The sequence below is a fragment of the Mycobacterium zoologicum genome (genome assembly GCF_020181635.2).
GTDB lineage: Bacteria > Actinomycetota > Actinomycetes > Mycobacteriales > Mycobacteriaceae > Mycobacterium > Mycobacterium zoologicum.
In genome coordinates this window covers 1-5,072 of sequence record NZ_JAYJJS010000062.1, presented here as the reverse complement: position 1 = coordinate 5,072, position 5,072 = coordinate 1, and the positions used below count along the sequence as shown (strand labels likewise).

The following is a 5,072-nucleotide window of genomic DNA, read 5'->3' as shown; positions in this document are numbered from 1 at the left end:
TACCAGCACGGGCCACCCCGATGTCGGCATAACCGCAAGATCGGAGTAATGCACCTAATGCCGATGTCGGCATTAGGTGCACTACGCGGTCAACCTGATGGCGACAACTCCGAAGCCATCCTGGCCATGGGTACGCACTCTGTTGCACTCCATCTACGACCAACCTGATGCGGAATCAGTTGTTGCCCAATGTGATCGCGTGCTCGATGCACTGACCGAAAAGCTCCCTCACGTCGCTGAGCATCTCGATGCAGCCCGCGCGGACCTGCTGGCGTTCACCGCATTCCCCAAGCAGATCTGGCGCCAGATCTGGTCCAACAATCCCCAAGAACGCCTCAACAAAGAGATCCGGCGCCGCACCGACGTCGTGGGCATCTTCCCCGACCGCGGAAGCGTCATCCGTCTCGTCGGGGCAGTCCTGGCCGAACAACACGACGAATGGATCGAAGGTCGACGCTACCTCGGTCTCGACGTCCTCACCCGCGCCCGAGCGGGCCTCGCCAGCACCGAACAGTCCGGCCACCAGCAAACGCCGACCACACCGGCCCTAACCGCCTAAACTGCCACCCGAAGGATCACGCGATCACGCGACTCCTTACACCACGCCACTGGGCATGACCCGTTCCTGACAGCCCGTTTAAAGCCTGTCATCACTGGTCAAGTGCCTTTTAGCTGCAGAACAATCTCATCGAGGGGCGCGGGGTACTCAGCCCGTCGGAACGGCGCGTCGCACCCGTCGGTCCGGGGCGCGGGACCTCAACCGAGACAGGTCTGTATCCGCGATCACGTACCGGTCACCACCCGTGGCGTAGCTCATCGAGCTGAGATTGTCACAGGGTCCGGCAAGGTTTGCGGCACCGCCACACAGCTTCCGCAAATTCGGGAGCCACCCCACCGATCGGGCAACTCAGCGTCAGTTTCCGGGTACTTGGCCTGGATACGGCGGCCGGCATTGATCTATGTGGGTCTCGATGTGGTGGCGAACGGCCATAGCTGCGAAGACGAGGTGGGGTGGGCGGTACTTCTGCATTCCGTGTTCAACCCACGCGTAAAAGATCAACACCTAACACTTGATGAACTTCGTACCCCCACGGACTGTCAACTCCCGTGAGCCGCAGAACTTCGTCGAACCACTCCTTCTGAGCAGTACGCGACACGGCCGCATACAATTTCGAGGGGGTGATGCAAAATGGGAATATAATGCCTGATGCCGCAGCCTCCCAAATGGCTGCAGAAACGCCCGGCGTATGCGGTGAACGATAGTCGTCCAAAGCTATTACCGCATTTTTGACACTGCAATTAACCGCCGTACGGATATCGTCGCGAACGCACTTATACGCGTGGGATCCGTCAATATGAATGAAGCGGCAGCTCTGACGGCCAACGCGATCTTCGAGTTGCGCAGAAGGGCAGACTTCAACGACCGGCCGACGGGCGTGGAACCTATCGTAATTATTGTAAAAGGAATCGATGGTCAAGCCCGAATAGGCGTTCATTCCCTCTGCAGGCAGGTCAAAATTATCGGGACTCAGGCCGAACAGATCGCAGACCACTAAATTTTCGTCACCCCGTAAGCCGTACGCCAGCAGTATCGCGCTCTTTCCCTGATATGCGCCGACTTCGAGGACGTCTCCCCTGATATCGTTCTCCAACTGGCAGTTCAGTACAAAATCAAAGAGTCGAACGTCCTGCGGATAGAACCATCCCGGAATCGTGTCCAGCGCCTGCGTGAAAACTTCGGCTCCAGGCAGCAGCAAGGGTATTGTCTGCTGCGCACCGCCGGCTGGAAATCCCATGACAGCAGAGTACACAGTTGCGGGAGTCAGGGATGACGCATACGCCGCACACTTCGGACGCGCAGCAGGGTCGGGTACCCCGGTCGCAATAACTACGCGGGCGGTGCAGAAATTTGAACACTGCACAGCACCTCATCGAGAGTGGCGGTACACCAGCCCACTCGGCCCAGCTCCCCCACGACATCAGCATGCGCGACGGTCGCGGCGGTGGCCTGATCCAGACGGGTCGTGTCGAACATCGCCGGCCCCATCGAGATTGCGCCGGAGCGCAGATAACGCCCCGTGCCGGCACTCCGGCGCACCATGGGCTCGGGCGCGCACTCGCCGATCAACTCAGTCGCGTCGCCGACATTGACACCGACCTGAAAAACCTGCGGTTCGGCCTGCAGAACCGACCTCAGCCGGCCCATCAGATGATCCGGTGCAAAGAATTGCCACCCACGGCCCAGGTGCAACCAGAACCTGCCCGGGACCCGTCCACGAAGCTCCCGAAGTTGGTCGCCCGGCGCACTGTACGGGTCGGCATCAATGACATCGACGAATCGGTATCGGTCGCGCAGCATCCGACGATCAGCGCCCGACAGACCGGTATCGAGAACAAGGAACCGCTCGACGAGCGCGAGGTCCTGGCAGCAGTTCAGGAACGAGTTCAAGGTGCGCTCCAGCGCGGCACGATCCGCGTCGGCGATGACGGTGACCGTCACATCGGCCCCGAATCCACCGATGGTGAGGTCAGCGAGCAGCCCCTGCGGGTAGGCCGACGCGGCCTCCAGCATGACCGGAACCTCGAGGTCGCGGTTCTTTGCGATTCGCTGTCGATCCGGCTCGGGGAGATCCGGTAACGCTATGAGCTTTCTGCACAGGTCAAAAGCCTCTGCCTTCTTGCCGATCCACGCCGCGCACACGGCGAGTTCATCCATCGCACGCCAGTGGTCCAGCGCATCATCGACGGCCAGATGGTCGTGCTCAGGACGCGAGATCATGGCCGCTCGACGTGCGAAAAGGTAGCCGAGGTGGTAGCTGCCGGCGCTGCGGTAGCGGCGTGCAATCGCATGTAGCGGCTCGGCCCGGCTCGGTAGCTCCGTCCAGGCCCGAAGGTAGGCGTCTTGAACCTGGGGCCAGGGCTCAGCGAGCTTGTGCATGGAGGCGGCCAGCCGGTACTTCGCAAGGAAGAGCTCCTCGCCGCTACCGCCCATCTCAACCCGTCGTGCGTACCACTTTCGCGCGTTGGCGAAGTCGCCGAACTCAAAGTAGCTCTGCGCCCAGCCGAAGGCGGTTTCGGCGTTCACGGTCTGGCGATGCACAGCACCTCGTCCAGCGTCGCTGTCTGCAGGCCACCGCGTCCGACCTGATGTCGTAGCCGAGCGATCGGATCCGGGTCATCGACGTCAATGCCGTTCAGCCGATCCATATCGAACATCGCCGGACCGGCGGTGATCGCATCGCCCAGCGCGTAACGTCCCCCGTCGGGTGTTCGCCGCACGGCGTCCTCGGGAGCGCACTTCCAAAGGCGGTCCGTGGCGTCGGCGAGATTGATCCCGACCTGCATCACGCCCGGCTCGGCATCGAGCACAGCGGCGAGCCGACTCAGGTACCGCTCCGGTGCGAAGAATCGCCAACCCGCTCCGAGGTGCAGCCAGAGCCGGCCGTGGATCTGGCCGCTGAGCCGGCCACGTTCGGTTATCCCCTCACCCGCGGCCGGCTCGATGAACTCGATGAAGGGGTAGCGACCGGCAAGAACGGCACGGTCCGCTGCCGATATTCCGGCGGGCAGAACCAGGAACTGCCGGATCCGGTTCAGATCAAGGCAGCAGCTCAGGAACGAATTGAGGCTCTGCTCGGTCGCTAAACGATCCGGCCCCGCGATCAGGCTCACGGTGACATCACCTGCACGGGTTGCCAGTTGTCGTACCCGCTCACCGGAATACGCCGACGCTGTCTCAAGCAGTGCAGGAACCGAGAAGTCACGATTCTTTGCGATCCGCTGACGCTGTTCGTCGGGGACATCCGGCACCGCGATCAGTTCGCGACACAGCGTCATGGCCTCGGAATGATCACCCAGCTGGGATGCGCAGATCGCCTGTTCGTCACGGGCCCGCCATAGGTGGAGGCTTGCGTCGACGAAAAGTATGTCGTCTTCCGGCAGTGGAATCTGAGCTGCGCATTCTGCGAACAGATGGCCAAGCCGGTATTGCTCCTCGAGACGGTATTTGCGTGCGATCTCGACCAGTGCCTCGCCGCGGTTCGGTCGGAACGCCCATGCGCGCAGATAGGCATCCTGCACGTCGGGCCAGGGCATATCGGACCGTGCCATCGCCTGGGCGATCTGAAGCATTGAGTAATAGATCTCCTCAACCCAGCCGCCCAATTCGACTCGCCGCGCGAACCACTTGCGCGCGTTGTCGTAATCCCCCAGATCAAAGTAACTCCGCGCAAGATAGAATGTTGCCCGGACATTTTCAGGGTTACGCTCGACTTCGTTGAGCAGCAGGTCTCGGTCTTGCGTAAATTTCTCACCGGAGATGTTGCGGAAACTCGTATGACGATCTTCAATCAGGTGGTCTCCGCCTAGATTGCCGGTCACCCAACTGGACGGGGCATCAACATATTCATGCGTGACGCCCTCATAACGGATCTGCAGGCCATCGCGAAATAACACCGGATACCAGTAGATGTGGCCGCCACGGCGCCCATGCCTCATCCGGTAGATCTCGTCGGTGAGATGGCTGAAAGCCGGCGTCCCGGACAGCACGTCATCGGCATCGTTCACCCAGATGTAGTCCGCGTACCCCTGGGCGAGTGCCACCGCTTCGGTTCGGTTGTGGCCGAAATTCACCCACGGTCGCTCATGCAGCACCCCGGGAATGCCGAGTTCAGCCATGTGGCTGGTGATGAGTTCCTGCGTCCCGTCGTCGGAGCCGGTGTCGACGATCACCCAGGTACTGATATACGGGGCAACGGAATCCAACACTTCACGAACGACGTGCGCCTCATTGCGCACGATCATGCTCAGACAGATCGTCGGCTGTGTACTCTGCACGTTCGGCACCGGGGCTTCGAGGCGTTGGCGGCTACCAGCGAAATCCGACAACATCGCCGTCTTGGGTCACTCCGCCGCGACCATGGCCATTCACCTGACGGCTCCTCCAGTTCGGTATCACAGCTCCTGAGCGCCGCTGTGTTCCAGGTGAGCCTAATGAGGTGCATTTTTCGGGTCAAGGATTCGACGAGCATCACGGGAAGTGCCCGCGAAACACCCTCGGTGCATCACGTAAA

At 61.1% G+C, this 5,072-nt stretch carries 3 protein-coding genes and 1 pseudogene; 1 reads left to right on the top strand and 3 read right to left on the bottom strand.

What is annotated here, in order from left to right:
* Positions 1-79: 79 nt before the first annotated feature.
* Positions 80-559: pseudogene (locus tag K6T84_RS23645) on the top strand (transposase); the annotation flags it as partial.
* Positions 560-1,037: 478 nt separating this feature from the next.
* Here K6T84_RS23645 and K6T84_RS23640 read toward each other — a convergent pair.
* The 3 genes from K6T84_RS23640 to K6T84_RS23630 form a co-directional block, all read right to left on the bottom strand.
* Positions 1,038-1,796: a class I SAM-dependent methyltransferase gene (locus K6T84_RS23640; RefSeq protein WP_225398436.1), complete on the bottom strand. Its 759-nt coding sequence runs from the start codon at positions 1,794-1,796 to the stop codon at positions 1,038-1,040.
* Between the two features lie 92 nt (positions 1,797-1,888).
* Complete coding sequence (locus tag K6T84_RS23635) at positions 1,889-3,100, bottom strand: hypothetical protein (RefSeq protein ID WP_225398437.1); 1,212 nt, start codon at positions 3,098-3,100, stop codon at positions 1,889-1,891.
* A complete protein-coding gene (locus tag K6T84_RS23630) occupies positions 3,082-4,845 on the bottom strand; it encodes a tetratricopeptide repeat-containing glycosyltransferase (RefSeq protein WP_329786971.1) in 1,764 nt (587 codons plus the stop codon). Before K6T84_RS23630 ends, K6T84_RS23635 begins: the two co-directional genes overlap by 19 nt.
* Between the last annotated feature and the right edge of the window lie 227 nt (positions 4,846-5,072).